This is a genomic window from Burkholderia sp. KL41 (assembly GCF_057005415.2).
Genome location: NZ_CM174446.1, coordinates 688,850 through 707,135 on the forward strand (window position 1 = coordinate 688,850; position 18,286 = coordinate 707,135).

Here is an 18,286-nt window from a genome sequence, read left to right on the forward strand (position 1 = left end):
AGTTCCTTCATGCGCGCTAAATCCGGTGGTCAACAAGCACGAGCAATGCGCGCGCGACCTTCATCGATTTGGAAGGGGCCGGAATTATTTATGTCGATTCGATGAGTGAGGCGTCTTGGCCGGCCATGACGCAGTGACGATCCTTGCTTTTTTGGGTTCGACAACATCATGCGCCAAAAAGTCTCGGGGTGACACGAGATTTTCAAGTGAGGGTGTTGAATTATTTTGATTGGTTGGCCATTTCTTTGAAATGGCATAGCGGAGTAACGAATGGAAAATTTTAATCGATTCGGTGTAGGCATGTGGTTGGCGCTTTTTTTGTTTTTCACCTCGCCTCTGGCGGCCACGGCCGCAGATTCGCTGCATCGTGTGCCGAGTGTCGAATCCTCGAGTATTTCGATCGAAACCATTCTGAGCGATCTGCGTCGTCGATCGACAGAGCAGCAGTACAAAGTATTTGCCAACGCGGTACAGGATTCGCCTGCCTTGACCGAACAACTGAATGAACTTGTTCGTTCTGGCTTGCTGACGCGGATTTCGATCGACTCGAGCGAAGCAAGCCAGGGGCGATCCTTTGGCGCCACGCGAGTGGGCAGCTCATGGATGTTTACGCCGTCGTTCGTCGAGGGTCAGGTTCCTCGTCGTATTTATGATGTCGTGTCCGACGACGACGTATTGCCGGACAACATGGTATTCGCTCTCGGATTCATGGCTTGGCGGACAAAACACGACGACGGCGTGAGGAAGGCGATCAGTGCAATGCGTGAGTCGGCCAGCACTCCCGCGGCAGCGATGCAGCAGTTTGTTGCGGTGAATATCCGGATCGACGCCGGCGCATTCATTCAGGGCTGGAATGACGTCGTGGACGCCGCCGTTCACCGGAATCGCGGTGTCCCGCTCACGGCCGCGCAGGGCAACGCGCTGATGATGAACTTGCGATACCGAAGCCCGTTGCTCAAAGCGGTCACGGCGGCTTCTCCCGATCGCAAATTACGAATGGAATCCGCGTCTATTCCTTACGATGCGAAAAACGTCGACGCGATGGCATCGGCGCTACAGGAGAGCCAACTGATCGATATTCAACCGATGAATTTGAAACCGTGACCGGTGTCATTCGACGGGGGAATCGGCCCGCGCTGGCTGGGGCAGGGCAGGCCCGTATTGCCTCGTCGCCACGTATCACCACCCGCCCCACCGCGCCGCGAGCGCCGCGAGCACCGCCGCGCCGGCCGTCTCGGTGCGCAGCACGCGGGGCCCGAGCGACAGCGCGGTGAACCCGCGTGCGCGGGCCGCGTTTTCCTCGTCCGGCGACAGCCCGCCTTCCGGCCCGATCAGCAGCGTGACGGTTGCCGCAGGCGGCGCGTCGGGCAGCGACGCGAACGGGATGCTCGCGCGCGGCGACAGCAGCAGCCGCAGCTCGCCGTCGGCCGGTGCGGCCGGCAGCGTATCGAGCCACGCGTTGAAGCCGGTGACCTGCGCGACGTCGGGCACGCGGTTGCGCCCGCATTGTTCGCACGACGCGCGCACGACGCCGCGCCAGTGCGCGACACGCTTGTCCGCGCGCTCGCCCGCGAGCTTCACGACGCCGCGCGCGGTCGACAGCGGCACGACCGCCGCAACGCCGAGCTCGACGGCTTTCTCGATCACCCAGTCCATCTTGTCGCCGCCGGCGATGCCCTGCGCGAGTGTCACGCGATAAGGCGGCTCGGCTTCGGCCGGCTCGAACGTGTCGATCTGCGCGAGCGCGCTGCGCTTGTCGATCTCGACGAGCCGCGCGCGGTACTGGCCGCCCGTGCCGTCGAACAGCGCGAGCACGTCGCCGGGCTGCAGGCGCAGCACCTGCGCGTGGCGCGCGACATCGGCCGGCAACGCGAGCGTGGCGTCGGCGCGCAGTGCCGCGTCGACGAAAAAGCGCGGCACGGCCGCGGTGGTGGTGGCTTCGTTCATGCGTGTAGCGGTTGGGGTCATGCGTCGAGACGGCGCCCGAGCGCCCATCGGTAGCCGTCGAGATCCTCGATCTGCGCGAACCGGTCGCCCCAGAACTGATCCTGCGGCGGGCTCAGCGATTTCGCGCCCGCGTCGAGCGCGCGCTGCCAGGTGGCGTCGACGTCGTCGACATACAGGTAGAACGACTGCGGCGCGGTGGCGTTCGCGCTCTTCGGCGTGAGCGCGGTCGAGCCGAACGCACCCTCGGGCGCGAACATCACGATCAGCTGGCCGCGGTAGGCCATCTCGACGTGCATGATCGCGCCGTCCTCGTCGTGCACGTCGCGCAGCTCGAAGCCGAATGCGGCCTTGAAGAAATCGATGGCCGCGCGCGCGTTGCGTACGGCCAGGTAGGGTGTCAACCAAGGCACGTTGGCCGGACGTGGATCGGTCATGAAAATCTCCTGTGTGGGCGCTTCGGCGCTTGCGCTGATTCCATGCTTCGGCGTTCGTTCAGGGGGCGGCGCGGCGTCCGGGGCGACTCGCCCCGGTGCTGCACGTCACGCATTTTGCGAAGACACGACGGGAAAGCGAAGCGAGGCGGCCGCGCCGACGCTCAGCGGCGAACGCCCAGTGTATCGCGCAGCGCGCGCGGCAGGGCAAAGAGGGACGCATGCAGCCGGGCGTCGTAGTAGCGCAAACCCTGGACGCGGCGGGCGGCGAGCCGTTCGTCGACGTCGTGTGCGAACAGCGCGGCCGCGTCGAGCGTGTCGCTCGCGATCGCCATCAGCCACTGCGAGCCGTACAGCGGCACGTGCGCGGACAAGGGATCGACGACCGAGAAGCTCGCGCGCAGGTCGTCGAGCAGCGCGGCGATGCGCGCCGTGTGGAACAGCGGCGAGCCGAGGTGCATCGAGATCGCGCCGCACGGCGTGAGGATCCGCTTGAGTCGCGCATAGAACTCGCGCGTATAGAGGCCGGCTGCCGGCGAATCGGGCGGCGTGAGGTCGAACACGACGAGATCGAAGTGCTCGACGGTCGACGTGACGAAATGCGCGGCGTCGCCGATCACGACCTCGACGCGCGGGTCGTCGAGCGCGCCCTGGTGCACGTCGTCGAGATAACGGCGCGCCATGCCGACCACTTCGTCGTCGAGCTCCGCGACGACGATCCGCTCGATGCATGCGTGCTTGAGCAACTGGCGCGCGGCGCCGCCGTCGCCGCCGCCGAGCACGAGCGCCTTCCTCGGGCACGGATGCGCGAGCGCGGCCGGGTGCGTCATGCACTCGTGGTACACGTATTCGTCGCCGACCGACGTCATCGGCCGACCGTCGAGCGTAAACAGGCGGCCGAGCTGCGGCGTTTCCCAGACTTCGATCTGCTGGTGCGGCGACGCGACGTGCGCGAGCCGACGGGCGTTCGGGAAGCCGTACGCGGCGTCGGGCGTGGGATGAAAGAGAAGGGTCGTGCTCACGGGCGGGCCGCCAGGGCAGGGAGTTCCGACGTCTGAATTATAGGAGGCGGGCGGTTTGACGGAAAACCGTGCCTGAACACTACGCGCCGACAAGGGAAATGTCAGGCCATCTGTTAAAATGACGAGCTTTGCAGCCTCGTCCGTAGGCTCCGTCCGCTTCGCGTCCGTCAGGCGCCGCACCGCGCGCCGGGAACGATCGACGCCCGAGCTTCCGGATGCCGCCGTGCCCCGTTTCCTCGACTCGTTCTCCGGACTCGACATGACGACTTCGTCTCCCGCCTCTACCACCCTGATGGCCAACGCGATCCGCGCGCTCGCGATGGACGCCGTCCAGCAAGCGAACTCCGGCCACCCCGGCATGCCGATGGGCATGGCCGAAATCGGCGTCGCGCTCTGGTCGCGCCACCTGAAGCACAACCCGACGAACCCGCACTGGGCGGACCGCGACCGCTTCGTGCTGTCGAACGGCCATGGCTCGATGCTGCTGTACTCGCTGCTGCACCTGACCGGCTACGACCTGCCGATGGAAGAGCTGAAGAACTTCCGGCAGCTGCACTCGAAGACGCCGGGCCACCCGGAATACGGCATCACGCCGGGCGTCGAGACGACCACCGGCCCGCTCGGCCAGGGTCTCGCGAACGCGGTCGGCATGGCGCTCGGCGAAGCGCTGATGGCCGACGAGTTCAACCGTGACGGCGCGAAGATCGTCGATCACCACACGTACGTGTTCCTCGGCGACGGCTGCCTGATGGAAGGCATCTCGCACGAAGCCTGCTCGCTCGCCGGCACGCTGAAGCTGAACAAGCTGATCGCGCTGTACGACGACAACGGCATCTCGATCGACGGCGACGTCGTGAACTGGTTCCACGACGACACCCCGAAGCGCTTCGAAGCCTACGGCTGGAACGTGATCCCGAACGTGAACGGCCATGACGTCGACGCGGTCGACGCGGCCATCGCGAAGGCGAAGCTGTCGGACAAGCCGACGCTGATCTGCTGCAAGACGGTGATCGGCCAGGGCGCGGCGACCAAGGCCGGCGGCCACGACGTGCACGGCGCGGCGCTCGGCGCGGAAGAAATCGCGAAGACGCGCGAAGCGCTCGGCTGGAAGTGGGGGCCGTTCGTGATCCCGCAGGAAGTCTACGCGGCATGGGATGCGAAGGAAGCCGGCAAGCGCGCCGAAACCGAATGGGACGCGACGTTCGCCGCCTATCGCGCGAAGTTCCCGGCAGAAGCCGCCGAATTCGAGCGCCGGATGGCCAACAAGCTGCCGGCCGACTGGGCTGAAAAGGCCGCGGCGATCATCGCCGGCGCGAACGAGCGCGCCGAGACGGTCGCGACCCGCAAGGCGTCGCAGCAGGCGATCGAAGGGCTGGCTGCCGCGCTGCCGGAGCTGCTCGGCGGCTCGGCCGACCTGACCGGCTCGAACCTGACCAACTGGAAGGCGTCGAAGGCCGTCCGCGCGAATCCGGAAGGCCCGGGCGTCGTGCTGGGCAACCACATCAACTACGGCGTGCGCGAATTCGGCATGAGCGCCGCGATCAACGGCCTCGCGCTGCATGGCGGCCACAAGCCGTTCGGCGGCACGTTCCTGACGTTCTCCGACTACAGCCGCAACGCGCTGCGCGTGGCCGCGCTGATGAAGGTGCCGTCGATCTTCGTGTTCACGCACGATTCGATCGGCCTCGGCGAAGACGGCCCGACCCACCAGTCGATCGAGCACGTGTCGAGCCTGCGCCTGATCCCGAACCACGACGTGTGGCGTCCGGCCGACACGGTCGAGACGGCCGTCGCGTGGACCCACGCGGTCGCCGCCGACCGTCCGTCGAGCCTGATCTTCAGCCGCCAGAACCTGGCATTCAACCCGCGTACCGATGCGCAGATCGCGAACATCGACAAGGGCGGCTACGTGCTGAAGGACTGGGACGAAGAGATCGTCGCGCGCAAGATCATCCTGATCGCGACGGGCTCGGAAGTCGAACTCGCGATGAAGGCCGTCGAGCCGCTCGCGCAGCAAGGCATCGCGGCACGCGTCGTGTCGATGCCGTCGACCAACGTGTTCGACCGCCAGGACGCCGAATACCGTGAACGCGTGCTGCCGCACGGCGTGCGCCGTGTCGCGATCGAAGCGGGCGTGACCGCGTTCTGGCACAAGTACGTCGGCCTCGAAGGCGGCGTCGTCGGGATCGACACGTTCGGCGAATCGGCACCGGCCGGCGTACTGTTCAAGTACTTCGGCTTCACCGTCGAGCACGTCGTCGAAACCGCCAAGGCCGTGCTGGCCTAAAGACATACGCGACGCGCGCCACCCCTCGCGCGCGTCGCACGTGAAGCTGCACGAAACGAATTTTTTCAGCCATCAGGAGATAGACCATGACGATTCGCGTCGCAATCAACGGCTACGGCCGTATCGGCCGCAACACGCTGCGCGCGTTTTATGAAAACGGCAAGAAGCACGATCTCGAGATCGTCGCGATCAACGACCTGGGCGATGCGAAGACCAACGCGCACCTGACCCAGTACGACACCGCACACGGCAAGTTCCCGGGCGAAGTGTCGGTCGACGGCGATTACCTCGTCGTGAACGGCGACAAGATCCGCGTGCTGGCGAACCGCAACCCGGCAGAACTGCCGTGGGGCGAGCTGGGCGTCGACGTCGTGATGGAATGCACGGGCTTCTTCACGACGAAGGAAAAGGCGAGCGCGCACCTGAAGGGCGGCGCGAAGAAGGTCATCATTTCGGCACCGGGCGGCAAGGACGTCGACGCGACGATCGTCTACGGCGTGAACCACGACGTGCTGAAGGCCGAGCACACCGTCATCTCGAACGCATCGTGCACGACGAACTGCCTCGCGCCGCTCGTCAAGCCGCTGAACGACAAGATCGGCCTCGAAACCGGCCTGATGACGACGATCCACGCTTACACCAACGACCAGGTGCTGACGGACGTCTATCACGAAGACCTGCGCCGCGCGCGTTCGGCTACCCACAGCCAGATCCCGACGAAGACGGGCGCGGCTTCGGCCGTCGGCCTCGTGCTGCCGGAACTGAACGGCAAGCTCGACGGTTACGCGATCCGCGTCCCGACGATCAACGTGTCGATCGTCGACCTGTCGTTCATCGCGAAGCGCGACACGACGGTCGAGGAAGTCAACGCGATCATGAAGGAAGCATCGGAAGGCGCGCTGAAGGGCATCCTCGGCTACAACGACGCACCGCTGGTGTCGATCGACTTCAACCACAACCCGGCTTCGTCGACGTTCGACGCAACGCTGACCAAGGTGTCGGGCCGCCTCGTGAAGGTGTCGAGCTGGTACGACAACGAGTGGGGTTTCTCGAACCGCATGCTGGATACGGCTGTCGCATTCGCGAACGCGAAGTAATCCCGCACGTTGCGCGGCCGCCGCAAGGCGGCCGGCGTGGCGAACGAGCCCGGCCCGGTTTTCCGGCCGGGTTTTTTATTGCCCGGCGTTCGCCGTCACGTGTTCGAGCGCGTCGACGAACGCGCGCTTCAGCGGGCTGTCGAGATCGGTCCACGCGAGGCCGATACCGGTGCGGTGCCCGGCCAGGTCGAGCGGCCGCGCGAGCACGTTCGGCGGCAGCGCGCTGGCAGCCTCCGCCGGCATCAGCCCGATTCCCATCCCCGCCGCGACGAGCGCGAGCATCGTCGTGAACTCCCCGAACTCCTGCGCGATCTCGAGCGTCGTGCCCGCGCGGCTCAGCGCGAGCAGCATGTCGTCGTGAAAGCCCGGCGCGTAGCGGCGCGCGAGCACGAACGCGGGCTGGCCGCGCAGCGCGGCCGGCGGGATGGCGTCGTGCGCGGCGAGCGGATGGTCGAGCGGCAGCGCGACGACGAAGCCTTCCTCGAGCACCACGCGCGTGTCGATGCCCGCATACGCGGCCGGCAGCCGGATCATCCCGAAATCGATCCGCCGGTCGCGCAGCGCGGCGACCTGGTCGGGCGTCGGCATGTCCTTCAGTTCGAGCGTGATCAGCGGATAGCGCTCGCGCATCGTGCGCAGCACGGCCGGCAGCAGCGCGGGCAGCACCGACGACACGAACGCGATCCGCAGCGTGCCGATCTCGCCGCGGCTCGACAGCCGCGCCATCTGTTCCGCGCGCGCGGCCTGCTGCAGCGTGGCGCGTGCCTCGGGCAGGAACACGCGCCCCGTCTCGCTCAGTTCGACCTTGTGCCGGTCGCGCTCGAACAGGCGCGCGCCGAGTTCCTCCTCGAGCGCCTTGATCTGCATGCTCAGCGCGGGTTGCACGATGAAGAGGCGCTGCGCGGCGCGCCCGAAATGCAGTTCTTCCGCGAGCGTGACGAAGGCGCGCAATTGCTTGAGTTCCATGGGCGGCGGGCAGGCGTGGGCGGTAATCAGATTTCATGATAACCGGATCAAAAAAGACCATTGGCGCAGTGCCCGGCCGGCGGCCGAAGATACCGTCAACGCGAGACCGGCCGCGATGGGCCGCCGGCTCGACTGGCATGAGGAGACACGCATGACCCACGCGCTCGAACGGTTCCGCCTCGACGGCCGCCGCGCACTGATTACCGGTTCCGGACGCGGGATCGGGCTGACGCTCGCCCGCGGGCTGGCCGAAGCCGGCGCGGCGATCGTCATCAACGATCGCAATGAGGAGAAGGCCGCGACGCTCGTGCGGCATCTGCGCGAGGAAGGCTTCACGGCCGACTACGCGGTATTCGACGTCGCCGAGCACGCGCAGGTGCGTGCGGCGATCGACGATTTCGAGGCGCGCGTCGGCGCGATCGACATCCTCGTGAACAACGCGGGCATCCAGCGCCGCGCGCCGCTCGACGCATTCGAACCCGACGACTGGCAGGCACTGATGCGCGTGAACCTCGACGGCGTGTTCAACGTCGCGCAGGCGGTGGCGCGGCACATGATCGCGCGCGGCCGCGGGAAGATCATCAACATCTGCTCGGTGCAGAGCGAGCTCGCGCGGCCGACGATCGCGCCGTATGCCGCGACCAAGGGCGCGGTGCGGATGCTGACCAAAGGGATGTGCGCCGACTGGGCGCGCCACGGCATCCAGGCGAACGGCCTCGCGCCCGGCTATTTCGAAACCGAACTCAACCGCGCGCTGGTCGACGACGCCGCGTTCTCCGACTGGCTGTGCAAGCGCACGCCGGCCGGCCGCTGGGGGCGCGTCGACGAGCTGTGCGGGGCGGCGATCTTCCTCGCATCGGCCGCGTCCGATTTCGTGAACGGCCAGACGCTGTTCGTCGACGGCGGCCTGACCAGCGCCGTCTGAGCGGCGGCGCGAGCGCGCCATGCGCGCAGCGCCGTTGCGCCGGCTGCGGCCGGCATCCGAATTCCCAGAAGAGCCCGCCGCACGAGCGGGCCGATGTCCCGGTCGCGGTACGCGGCCGGGTTCCGGAACGGAAGGCAGGAGACAGGAGACAACGATGGATCGCATTTCCCCGCCGCCCGCGCGGCACGATGCAGGGTCCGGTGCGCCGGGCGAAACCGTCGAGCGCCGCGGCGTCGACACGAAGCAGCTCAACCGCGCGGCATGGACCTGCTCGCTCGGCAGCGCGCTCGAATACTACGATTTCGCGTTGTACACGCTCGCATCGGCGCTGGTTTTCGGGCCGCTGTTCTTTCCCGCGCAGACCGCCGAGATGCGGCTGATCGCGAGCTTCGGCACCTACTTCGTCGGCTTTGCGGTGCGCCCGCTCGGCGGGGTCGTGTTCGGCGTGCTCGGCGACCGGATCGGCCGCAAGTTCGTGCTGACGGCGACGGTGCTGCTGATGGGCGTCGCGAGCACGCTGATCGGCGTACTGCCGACCTTCGAAACGGCGGGCTACTGGGCCCCCGGGCTGCTCGTCCTGCTGCGCATCCTGCAGGGCCTCGGTGCCGGTGCCGAGCAGGCCGGCGCCGCGGTGCTGATGACCGAATACGCGCCGCCCGGCAAGCGCGGCTTCTATGCGTCGCTGCCGTTCCTGGGCATCCAGCTCGGCACGGTGCTGGCGGCCGCGGTCTATTTCCTGCTGCTCGCCAACCTCGATCGCGTCACCGACGGCTGGGGCTGGCGCGTGCCGTTCCTGTTCAGCGCGGTGATCGTCGCGGTCGGGATCTACATGCGCGTGCGGCTGCACGAGTCGCCGACCTTCGTGCGGCTCGAGAAGCGCGCGCAGGTATCGGCGAATCCGCTGAAAAGCGCCGTGCAGCATTCGAAGCGCTCGCTGCTGATCGGCATCGGCCTGCGGATGGCCGAGAACGGCGGCTCGTCGATCTACCAGGCGCTCGCCGTCAGCTATCTCGCGGGCGTGATCGGCATGAAGGGGCCGATCGGCGCGCTCGCGCTGGTGTGCGCGGCGACCGTCGGCGCGTGTACGGTGCCGCTGGCGGGCCGGCTCAGCGACCGCTTCGGCCGCGTGCGCGTGTATCGCACGTTCGCGTGGCTGCAGCTCGCGCTCGCGTTCCCGGTGTGGTGGATCTTCAGCCAGGGGAACGTGGTCGCGAGCGTGATCGCGATCTCGGTCGCGCAGGGCTTCGCGAACTGGGGGATGCTCGGCGCGCAGGCCGCGCTGCTGCCCGAACTGTTCGGCGCGCGCCATCGCTACATGGGTGTGTCGTTCTCGCGCGAAGTGTCGGCCGTGCTCGCGGGCGGGATTGCGCCGCTCGTCGGCGCGACGATCATCGCGACCGTGATCGCGCTGCACGGCGGCGATCACGCGGCCGGCGTGCGCGCCTGGGTGCCGATCGCCGCGTACCTGGTGCTGCTGACGCTGATCACGCTGTTCACGACGTCGCGGATGCCCGAAACGCTGAACCGCGATCTCGACGATCCGCTCGACGCGGCACAGGTGGCGCAGGCCCCGGGCGCCGATGCGCTCGCGCGTCACGCATGAACGGGCCGGGCGGCTGACGCGGCCCGGCCTGCCTTCGCATTCAACTTACCTCGACAGGAGCAAGCGCAGATGGCGCACGAATCGACCCAGCGGCCCGAACTGCTGATGACGGGCCCTTACCAGCCGTGGGACGACGCATGGCTGTCGGCAGGCTATGACGTCCACCGGCTGTGGGAAGCCGCCGACCGCGCGGCGTTCCTCGCCGAACACGGCGCCGGCGTGCGCGCGATCGCGACACGCGGCGATCTCGGCGCGAATGCCGCGCTGATCGCCGCGCTGCCGAAGCTCGAGATCATCGCGTGCTACGGCGTCGGCACCGATGCGATCGACCTGGCCGCCGCGCGCGAGCGCGGCATCCGCGTGACGAACACGCCCGACGTGCTGACCGGCGACGTGGCCGACCTCGGTGTCGGGCTCGCGCTCGCGATGATGCGCCGCATCGGCGCCGGCGACGCGTACGTGCGTTCCGGTGCCTGGCGCGACGGCGACATGCCGCTCGTCACGCGGCTGTATGGCAAGCGCGTCGGCGTGGTCGGCTTCGGCCGGATCGGCTCGACGGTTGCGCGCCGGCTGTCGGGCTTCGACGTCGAGCTCGGCTACTTCGACGTCTCGCCGCGCGCGGACAGCCCGCACCGCTTTTTCGGCGACCTCGCCGAGCTGGCCGGCTGGTGCGACCTGCTGATCGTCACGCTCGCGGGCGGGCCGGCGACGCGTCACCTCGTCGGCGCCGCCGTGCTCGACGCGCTCGGGCCGCAAGGTTATCTGGTGAACGTGTCGCGCGGCACGACCGTCGACGAACCCGCGCTGCTCGACGCGCTCGAGCGCGGTGCGATCGCCGGTGCGGCGCTCGACGTGTTCTGGAACGAGCCGCGCATCGACCCGCGTTTCCTCGCGTTGCCGAACGTGCTGCTGCAGCCGCACCATGCGAGCGGCACGATCGAGACGCGCCAGGCGATGGGCTGGCTGGTGCGCGACATCCTTGCCGCGCACTTCGCCGGCGCGCCGCTGGTCACGCCGGTCGTCTGAGGAGGCTGTCATGCGTATGCGTTGCATGTGTGTCGTGATCCACGGGCCGAACGACCTGCGGGTGGAAGAGCAGGACGCGGGCGAGATCGGCCCGGGTCAGGTGCGCGTCGAGGTCGCGATGGGCGGCATCTGCGGCTCCGATCTCCATTACTTCCGGCACGGCGGCTTCGGTGCGATCCGGCTGCAGCAGCCGATGGTGCTCGGCCACGAGGTCGCCGGCACGGTCGCGGAAGTCGCGCCGGACGTGACGTCGGTGAAGGTCGGCGATCGCGTCGCGGTCAATCCGAGCCGGCCGTGCGGTGCGTGCCGCTACTGCCTCGAAGGGCTGCCGAACCAGTGCCTCGACATGCGCTTCTACGGCAGCGCGATGCGGATGCCGCACGTGCAGGGCGCATTCCGCAACGCGCTCGTGTGCGACGCGGTGCAGTGCGTGAAGGTTGCCGATCACGTGCCGATGTCGCTCGCGGCGCTCGCCGAACCGTTCGCGGTCGGGCTGCATGCGGTGTCGCGCGCGGGCCCGCTGATCGGCAAGCGCGTGCTCGTGTCGGGCTGCGGGCCGATCGGCGTGCTCGCGGTCGCGGCGGCGCGCGTGCACGGCGCGGCGGAGATCGTCGCGACCGACGTCGTCGAGGCGCCGCTGGAAGTGGCGAGCGCGCTCGGCGCCGACCGCACGATCAACGCGGCGGCCGACGCCGGATGGGTCGAGCGTTACAGCGCCGACAAGGGCACGTTCGACGTGATGATCGAGTGTTCGGGCAATGCGCGCGCGCTGCGCGACGGGCTGGACGTGATGCGTCCGCGCGGGGTCGTCGTGCAGCTCGGGCTCGGCGGCGACGTCAGCCTGCCGCAGAACGTCGTGGTCGCGAAGGAGCTGTCGATCTGCGGTTCGTTCCGCTTTCACGCGGAATTCGCGCTCGCGGTGCAGCTCATCAATGCGGGGCGCGTCGACCTGCGGCCGGCCGTCACGCGCGTGTTCCCGATGCGCGACGCGAACCTCGCGTTCGAACTGGCCGGCGACCGGCAGCGTGCGATGAAGGTGCTGATCGATTTCGCCGACGAGGCTGCGTGACGGTCTGCGAGACGGTCGCGTACTAGCGCGCGACTGTCTCGACGCGATCGTGAAAAGGGCACGCCCGCGCTTCGCGGGGCGTGCCCTTTTTCATGGTGACGAGAAAACGCCCCGCTGAATTACTGCGTGACCTGCCGCACGCCGACGCGCTGCGACGCGAGCCACAACACGACCAGCACGCCCGCGAGCGCCGCGCCCGCGATGCACACGCCGCGCCAGCCGTCGATGCCGTACGCGACGCTCGCCGCGAACGACCCGAGCGCGCCGCCGATGAAGTAGCTCGTCAGGTAGATCGTCGTCACGCGGCTGCGCGCGTTGCCGGCCAGCGCATAGATCACGCTCTGGTTCGAGATGTGGACGCCCTGCACGCCGACGTCGAGCAGCAGGATGCCCGCGATCAGCGCCGCGAGCGAGTGCGCGCCGGTCGCGATCAGCGCGAACGACGCGAGCACGGCCGCCGCGAACAAGCCCGTCGCCGCATTGCCGTGTCCGCGATCGACCAGCCGGCCGGCCGACGTCGCCGCGAGCGCGCCCACCGCGCCGACGACGCCGAACAGGCCGATCTGCCCTTCGGAATAGCTGTACGGCGGCTGGCTCAGCAGGAACGTGAGGCCCGTCCACAGCAGGCTGAAGCACGCGAACACGAGCGCGCCGTAGGCGGAGCGCAGCGCGATCAGCGGTTGCGCGCGCACCAGCGCGACGAGCGACTGCATCAGCGCCGCATAGTCGACGCGCGTGTCGCGGCGATCCTTCGGCAGCTTCACGGCGAGCACGGCCGTCAGCGCGAGCACCATCACCGCGGCGATGCCGTACACGGCCCGCCAGCCGAACCCGTCGGCGATCGCCCCGGCCGCGACGCGCGCGAGCAGGATGCCGAGCAGCAGCCCGCTCATCACGGTGCCGACCGCGCGGCCGCGCGAGCGCGCGTCGGCGAGCGACGCCGCGAACGGCACCAGCAGCTGCGTCGAACAGGTGACGAAGCCGACCGCGACGTTCGCGACGACGAACATCGTGAAGTTCGTGCTGAACGTGACCGCGGCCAGCGCGACGACGTTGAGCATCAGCAGCCGCACGATCAGCGTGTGGCGGTTGACCGCGTCGCCGAGCGGGACGATCAGCAGCAGGCTCGCCGCATACCCGAGCTGCGTCAGCGTGACGAGATAGCCGAGTTCGGTCGGCGCGCGGCCGAAGCTGTGCGCGATCGCGGCGAGCAGCGGCTGCGCGTAGTAGATGTTGCCGATGACGATGCCGCACGCGCACGCGAACAGCAGCGTCATGCCGCGGGTCAGGGGAGGATGGTTGTCTTGATGCGGTTCCATGGTTGCGAAAAACAGCGGCGCCGGCCGGCGGCACGGGGTGACGGAAATCGGGGCCGGCGTCAACGGATCGGCGGTGAACCGATGCGCGCCGGGCGGATCGCGGCCGGGCCCGGATCGGGCGGGCGGCGGATCGTCGTGCGGCGGGCGCAGGCAGGCGGGCCCGGCGGGCCGTTCCGGTGCGGGAAACAGGTGCGATGCGCCGGAACGGATGTGCGTATGATGCGGGAATCGAACCATAGCGTCCAAGACTGGATCGTTATGGTCTTCATTGGCAAAACCAATACAACGGCCGCCATGCTACTCCGCCACATCCGCTATTTCCTGGCCGTCGCCGAGCAGCGCAGTTTCACGCGCGCGGCCGACGCGCTGCACGTGTCGCAGCCGACGCTGTCGCAGCAGGTCCGCCAGCTCGAGGAAACGCTCGGCGTGCAGCTGTTCGACCGCTCGGGCCGCATGGTGCAGCTCACCGAGTTCGGCGAGGTCTATGCGCGCCACGCGCGTGCCGCGCTGCATGAGCTCGATACGGGGCAGCGCGCGCTGCACGACGTCGCCGGCCTCGGCAGCGGGTCGTTGCGGCTCGCGATGATGCCGACCTTCGCGGCCTACCTGAGCGGCTCGCTGATCGACGCGTTCCATGCCGACTATCCGAACGTCGCGCTGACGATCGACGCGATGCCGCAGGAACGCATCGAGGCGCTGCTCGCCGACGACCGGCTCGACGCGGGCTTCGCGTTCATGCCGCCGCGCGCGCCGGACGTCGACGCACTGCCGCTGTGGGACGAGCCGCTCGCGCTCGTGACGGGCCGCACGCACCGTCTTGCGCGGCGCCGCCGCGCGCTGACGCCGGCCGAGCTCGGCGGCGAGCCGCTGGTGCTGCTGAGCCGCGCGTTCGCGACGCGCGAGAGCATCGACCGCTATTTCATCGAGCACGGCGCGAGGCCGAAGATCGCGATCGAGACGAATACGGTCAGCGCGGTGCTGGAGCTCGTGCGGTGCGGCCGGCTCGCGACGGTGCTGCCCGACGCGGTCGCGCGCGAGAGTGCCGACCTGTGCGCGCTGGAGATCGATCCGCCGCTGCCCGCGCGCACGGCTGCGCTGCTGACACGCAAGGGCGCGTACCGCAGCGTCGCGGCGCGCGCGTTCATCGAGCGTGCGCTCGCGTATCGGGATCCGTCGGGAGGTTGACCGGTACGACGGGGCGGCGCGCGGCCGCCCGGGCCGTCAGGTGCGCGGTGTCGGGAAGAAGATGCCCGCGCGCTGCGCGGCGTTCGCGATGTGCGTTTCGATCGCGGTGCCCGCGGCGGCCGCATCGCGTGCGATCAGCGCGTCGACGATCGCGCGGTGCTCGGTCCACGTCGACAGCAGCAGCTCGCGCCGGTAGAACGGCATGCGCTGGCTTTCCTTCATGATGTCGGCGCTGCTGCGCAGGATCGATTCGATCGCCGCGTTGCCCGCGAGATGGATGATCCGCATGTGGAAGTCGAAGTCGAGCTGCGATGCCGCGTCGAGCTCGCTTTCGGTGAGCGCGACGTGCAGGTCGGCGAGATTGTCCTCGAACCACGCGATGTCGTCGTCGGTGACGACGTGCGCGGCCATTCGCGCGGCGAATCCTTCGAGCGCGTAGCGCATCTGGTAGGTATCGGGCGGCGACGACTGCTCGGCGAACCGCCACGCATGGGCAGCCGTGGCCTGCGCGCTTTCGACATACACGCCCTTGCCCGCGCGGATGCGCAGCATCCCGAGCGCCTCGAGCGTCGACAGCGCCTCGCGCAGCGACGCGCGGCTGATCTCCAGCTCCTCGGAGAGCTGGCGCTGGGCCGGCAGCAGGCTGCCGACCGGATACACGCCTGCCTCGATCCGGTCGCGGATCGTCGCGATGGCGGCGTCGGTCACGGTATGCGGAACGTTTTTCATGAGGTGAACTTTGGCCGGTCTGACCGGCATTGTAATCCGCACGCAGGCGGTGCATGAACGCCCTACGGGAAAGCCACGATCTGCCCCTGTCCGGTGCGTGTCAGGCGGGCGGGGAGGGGGTGGGAAATCCCTATTTTGTCCGTCCTTGACGCCACTATATCGGCTTCCTACTATCCACCATAACATCACTGGTCTTACCAGTATGAACAGACGAAACTGCAACCGTTGGATCGGGAGAGCGCCGTGTCGAAATTCCTCAATTCGCTGTTTGGCCGGGTAGTCGTCGCATTGATCCTGGGGATCGCGCTAGGCGCGTTCTTCCCGCATTTCGCCGAGTCGTTGCGACCGCTCGGCGACGGCTTCCTGAAGCTCATCAAGATGGTGATCGGGCCGATCGTGTTCTGCGTCGTGGTCAGCGGGATGGCGAACGCGGGCGACCTGAAGAAGGTCGGCCGGGTCGGCCTGAAGGCCGTCATCTACTTCGAGGTGATGACGACGCTCGCGCTCGGCATCGGCCTCGTGCTCGCGTGGCTCACGCGCCCGGGCGTCGGGATGAACATCGACCTGCGCTCGCTCGACGCGTCGTCGCTCGCGTCGTACGCGAAGAACGCCGAGAGCCTGAAGGACACGGCCGGCTACCTGATGAAGATCATCCCCGAGACCGCGATCGACGCGTTCGCGAAGGGCGACATCCTGCAGATCCTCGTGTTCGCGGTGCTGTTCGGTTCCGCGCTGTCGCTGCTCGGCGACAAGGCGCAACGCGTCAACTCGCTGATCGAGGAACTGTCGCACGTGTTCTTCCGGATCATCGGCTTCATCATCAAGCTCGCGCCGCTCGGCGTGCTCGGCGCGATCGCGTTCACGACCGGCAAGTACGGCGTCGCGTCGCTCAAGCAGCTCGGCTACCTGGTCGCGGTGTTCTACCTGAGCTGCTTCGTGTTCGTCACGGTCGTGCTCGGCGTGGTGATGCGGCTCGCGGGTTTCTCGGTGTTCAAGCTGATCCGCTACCTGCGCGAGGAACTGTCGATCGTGCTGGGCACGGCGTCGTCGGACGCGGTGCTGCCGCAGGTGATGCGCAAGCTCGAATACATGGGCGTGAAGGATTCGACGGTCGGCCTCGTGATCCCGACCGGCTATTCGTTCAACCTCGACGGCTTCTCGATCTACCTGACGCTCGCCGTGCTGTTCATCGCACAGGCCACCAACACGCCGCTGTCGACGCACGACCTGATCGTCGTGCTGCTCGTGTCGCTCGTCACGTCGAAGGGCGCACACGGGATCCCGGGTTCGGCGATCGTGATCCTCGCGGCGACGCTGTCGGCGATCCCCGCGATTCCCGTGCTCGGCCTCGTACTGATCCTGCCGGTCGACTGGTTCGTCGGCATCGCCCGTGCGCTGACCAACCTGATCGGCAACTGCGTCGCGACGGTGGTCGTCGCGGTGTGGGAGAACGACATCGACCGGGCCCGCGCGAAGCGCGTGCTGAACCGCGAGCTGCGCTACGTGCCGGCCGAAGAGGAAGACCGCGCGGCACCGGTTGCCGGCGACCAGGCTCACGCGCTCTGAGCGCGACCCCGCGCGGGCGGCTTTGCCCCAGGCCGCCCCGCGCACTTGGCATTCATGTGGCCGGCGCCTCGATGCGCCGGCCCTTCATCAAACTACAGGAGACGACATGGCAGCCCCCATCCTCGATCCGGATGCGCCGGCGTTTACGCGGCGTTACATGAACCTCGCCGACCCGCGCCTCGGGGCGCAGGCGCTCTTTGCCAGCGACGAGTTCTTCGCGCCGAAGGAGCGCATGCTGAATCCCGAGCCGGCCGTGTTCATCCCCGGCAAGTACGACGACCACGGCAAGTGGATGGACGGCTGGGAAACGCGCCGCAAGCGCACGACCGGCCACGACTTCTGCGTGGTGCGGCTCGCGCGGCCGGGCGTGATCCACGGCGTCGACCTCGACACGAGCCATTTCACCGGTAACTTCCCGCCGGCCGCGTCGATCGACGCGTGCGTCGCCGAAGGCGACACGCCGTCCGACAACGCCGAGTGGCGCACGATCGTCCCGGCGACGACGCTGCAGGGCAATTCGCATCACTACGTGAGCGTCGACGATGCGCAGCCTTATACGCACCTGCGCGTGAACCTGTACCCGGACGGCGGCCTCGCGCGGCTGCGCGTGTACGGCCAGCCGCAGCGCGACTGGCGCCAGGTGCCGGCCGGCGAGCTCGTCGATCTCGCGGCGATCGAGAACGGCGGCTACTTGGTGGCCGCGAACAACCAGCACTTCGGCCTGGCATCGCAGATGCTGATGCCGGGGCGCGGCGCGAACATGGGCGACGGCTGGGAAACGCGGCGCCGCCGCGAGCCCGGCAACGACTGGGCGATCGTCGCGCTCGCGAGGCCGGGCATCATCCGGCGCGTCGAGGTCGATACCGCGTTCTTCAAGGGCAATTTCCCCGACCGCTGCTCGCTGCAGGCCGCGAGGGTGGCGGGCGGCACCGACGACTCGCTCGTCACGCAGGCGATGTTCTGGGCCGAACTGCTCGGCGAGCAGAAGCTGTCGATGGACCACGTCCACACGTTCGACCAGCTTGCGGCGCTCGGCCCCGTCACGCACGTGCGTTTCAACATCTTCCCGGACGGCGGCGTGTCGCGCCTGCGTCTGTGGGGCGAGCCGGCTTGA

The 18,286-nt window shown here is 68.2% G+C and carries 16 protein-coding genes; 10 read left to right on the plus strand and 6 right to left on the minus strand.

Features of this window, described 5'->3' with window-relative positions; all coding sequences use genetic code 11:
- Positions 1 to 270 precede the first annotated feature (270 nt).
- Positions 271 to 1,104: a hypothetical protein gene (locus tag PQB87_RS03335; RefSeq protein WP_059687168.1), complete on the plus strand. Its 834-nt coding sequence runs from the start codon at positions 271 to 273 to the stop codon at positions 1,102 to 1,104.
- Positions 1,105 to 1,179: 75 nt separating this feature from the next.
- On the opposite strand, the gene PQB87_RS03340 is transcribed toward PQB87_RS03335, so the two are convergent.
- The 3 genes from PQB87_RS03340 to speE form a co-directional block, all read right to left on the minus strand.
- Positions 1,180 to 1,947: a 16S rRNA (uracil(1498)-N(3))-methyltransferase gene (locus tag PQB87_RS03340; protein WP_059484620.1), complete on the minus strand. Its 768-nt coding sequence runs from the start codon at positions 1,945 to 1,947 to the stop codon at positions 1,180 to 1,182.
- A gap of 17 nt (positions 1,948 to 1,964) precedes the next feature.
- Entirely contained in the window at positions 1,965 to 2,381 is a 417-nt protein-coding gene (locus PQB87_RS03345) for a VOC family protein (RefSeq protein ID WP_021159271.1), read from the minus strand.
- 161 nt (positions 2,382 to 2,542) lie between these two features.
- Positions 2,543 to 3,400 (minus strand): polyamine aminopropyltransferase, encoded by an 858-nt coding sequence (gene speE, locus PQB87_RS03350; RefSeq protein ID WP_027788400.1) that lies wholly within the window; start codon positions 3,398 to 3,400, stop codon positions 2,543 to 2,545.
- A gap of 259 nt (positions 3,401 to 3,659) precedes the next feature.
- Here speE and tkt point away from each other — a divergent pair, with 259 nt between their 5' ends.
- A complete protein-coding gene (tkt, locus tag PQB87_RS03355; RefSeq protein ID WP_111941399.1) occupies positions 3,660 to 5,687 on the plus strand; it encodes a transketolase in 2,028 nt (675 codons plus the stop codon).
- An 86-nt stretch (positions 5,688 to 5,773) separates the two neighbouring features.
- Positions 5,774 to 6,784, plus strand: a complete 1,011-nt coding sequence (gene gap / locus PQB87_RS03360; protein WP_006485712.1) for a type I glyceraldehyde-3-phosphate dehydrogenase — start codon at positions 5,774 to 5,776, stop codon at positions 6,782 to 6,784.
- A gap of 75 nt (positions 6,785 to 6,859) precedes the next feature.
- Here gap and PQB87_RS03365 read toward each other — a convergent pair whose 3' ends face one another.
- The gene (locus PQB87_RS03365) at positions 6,860 to 7,750 is read right to left on the minus strand and encodes a LysR substrate-binding domain-containing protein (RefSeq protein ID WP_021159274.1); all 891 of its coding nucleotides are present in this window, start codon (positions 7,748 to 7,750) and stop codon (positions 6,860 to 6,862) included.
- 151 nt (positions 7,751 to 7,901) lie between these two features.
- On the opposite strand from PQB87_RS03365, the gene PQB87_RS03370 reads away from it, so the two are divergent.
- The 4 genes from PQB87_RS03370 (at position 7,902) to PQB87_RS03385 (ending at position 12,373) form a co-directional block, all read left to right on the plus strand.
- Complete coding sequence (locus PQB87_RS03370; protein ID WP_027788397.1) at positions 7,902 to 8,675, plus strand: SDR family NAD(P)-dependent oxidoreductase; 774 nt, start codon at positions 7,902 to 7,904, stop codon at positions 8,673 to 8,675.
- 154 nt (positions 8,676 to 8,829) lie between these two features.
- Positions 8,830 to 10,278 (plus strand): MFS transporter, encoded by a 1,449-nt coding sequence (locus PQB87_RS03375; protein WP_059484618.1) that lies wholly within the window; start codon positions 8,830 to 8,832, stop codon positions 10,276 to 10,278.
- Between the two features lie 69 nt (positions 10,279 to 10,347).
- On the plus strand, positions 10,348 to 11,304 hold the full coding sequence (locus tag PQB87_RS03380) for a 2-hydroxyacid dehydrogenase (RefSeq protein WP_489242559.1): 957 nt from the start codon (positions 10,348 to 10,350) through the stop codon (positions 11,302 to 11,304).
- Positions 11,305 to 11,314: 10 nt separating this feature from the next.
- Positions 11,315 to 12,373, plus strand: coding sequence for an L-idonate 5-dehydrogenase (locus PQB87_RS03385; RefSeq protein ID WP_059687164.1), 1,059 nt, complete (start codon positions 11,315 to 11,317; stop codon positions 12,371 to 12,373).
- Positions 12,374 to 12,492: 119 nt separating this feature from the next.
- On the opposite strand, the gene PQB87_RS03390 is transcribed toward PQB87_RS03385, so the two are convergent.
- Positions 12,493 to 13,692: an MFS transporter gene (locus PQB87_RS03390; protein ID WP_489242560.1), complete on the minus strand. Its 1,200-nt coding sequence runs from the start codon at positions 13,690 to 13,692 to the stop codon at positions 12,493 to 12,495.
- Between the two features lie 294 nt (positions 13,693 to 13,986).
- Between PQB87_RS03390 and cynR the strand changes: the two genes are divergently transcribed.
- Positions 13,987 to 14,877 carry a transcriptional regulator CynR gene (cynR, locus tag PQB87_RS03395; RefSeq protein ID WP_059687212.1) on the plus strand — a complete coding sequence of 297 codons (891 nt, stop codon included), beginning with the start codon at positions 13,987 to 13,989 and terminating at the stop codon, positions 14,875 to 14,877.
- Between the two features lie 36 nt (positions 14,878 to 14,913).
- Here the strand turns inward: cynR and PQB87_RS03400 are convergent, their stop codons facing one another.
- Positions 14,914 to 15,636: a FadR/GntR family transcriptional regulator gene (locus PQB87_RS03400; RefSeq protein ID WP_021159281.1), complete on the minus strand. Its 723-nt coding sequence runs from the start codon at positions 15,634 to 15,636 to the stop codon at positions 14,914 to 14,916.
- 213 nt (positions 15,637 to 15,849) lie between these two features.
- Between PQB87_RS03400 and PQB87_RS03405 the strand changes: the two genes are divergently transcribed.
- Complete coding sequence (locus PQB87_RS03405; protein WP_060065994.1) at positions 15,850 to 17,172, plus strand: C4-dicarboxylate transporter DctA; 1,323 nt, start codon at positions 15,850 to 15,852, stop codon at positions 17,170 to 17,172.
- Between the two features lie 106 nt (positions 17,173 to 17,278).
- Positions 17,279 to 18,286 (plus strand): allantoicase, encoded by a 1,008-nt coding sequence (gene alc / locus PQB87_RS03410; protein WP_489242561.1) that lies wholly within the window; start codon positions 17,279 to 17,281, stop codon positions 18,284 to 18,286.

Excerpts from the sequence above, each read along its gene's own strand:
- alc (WP_489242561.1), top strand. The coding sequence starts at position 17,279 with ATGGCAGCCCCCATCCTCGATCCGGATGCGCCGGCGTTTACGCGGCGT.
- PQB87_RS03375 (WP_059484618.1), top strand. The coding sequence starts at position 8,830 with ATGGATCGCATTTCCCCGCCGCCCGCGCGGCACGATGCAGGGTCCGGT.
- PQB87_RS03400 (WP_021159281.1), bottom strand. The coding sequence starts at position 15,636 with ATGCCGGTCAGACCGGCCAAAGTTCACCTCATGAAAAACGTTCCGCAT.
- PQB87_RS03340 (WP_059484620.1), bottom strand. The coding sequence starts at position 1,947 with ATGAACGAAGCCACCACCACCGCGGCCGTGCCGCGCTTTTTCGTCGAC.
- cynR (WP_059687212.1), top strand. The coding sequence starts at position 13,987 with ATGCTACTCCGCCACATCCGCTATTTCCTGGCCGTCGCCGAGCAGCGC.
- PQB87_RS03365 (WP_021159274.1), bottom strand. The coding sequence starts at position 7,750 with ATGGAACTCAAGCAATTGCGCGCCTTCGTCACGCTCGCGGAAGAACTG.
- PQB87_RS03345 (WP_021159271.1), bottom strand. The coding sequence starts at position 2,381 with ATGACCGATCCACGTCCGGCCAACGTGCCTTGGTTGACACCCTACCTG.
- tkt (WP_111941399.1), top strand. The coding sequence starts at position 3,660 with ATGACGACTTCGTCTCCCGCCTCTACCACCCTGATGGCCAACGCGATC.
- PQB87_RS03370 (WP_027788397.1), top strand. The coding sequence starts at position 7,902 with ATGACCCACGCGCTCGAACGGTTCCGCCTCGACGGCCGCCGCGCACTG.
- PQB87_RS03335 (WP_059687168.1), top strand. The coding sequence starts at position 271 with ATGGAAAATTTTAATCGATTCGGTGTAGGCATGTGGTTGGCGCTTTTT.
- PQB87_RS03380 (WP_489242559.1), top strand. The coding sequence starts at position 10,348 with ATGGCGCACGAATCGACCCAGCGGCCCGAACTGCTGATGACGGGCCCT.
- PQB87_RS03390 (WP_489242560.1), bottom strand. The coding sequence starts at position 13,692 with ATGGAACCGCATCAAGACAACCATCCTCCCCTGACCCGCGGCATGACG.
- gap (WP_006485712.1), top strand. The coding sequence starts at position 5,774 with ATGACGATTCGCGTCGCAATCAACGGCTACGGCCGTATCGGCCGCAAC.
- PQB87_RS03385 (WP_059687164.1), top strand. The coding sequence starts at position 11,315 with ATGCGTATGCGTTGCATGTGTGTCGTGATCCACGGGCCGAACGACCTG.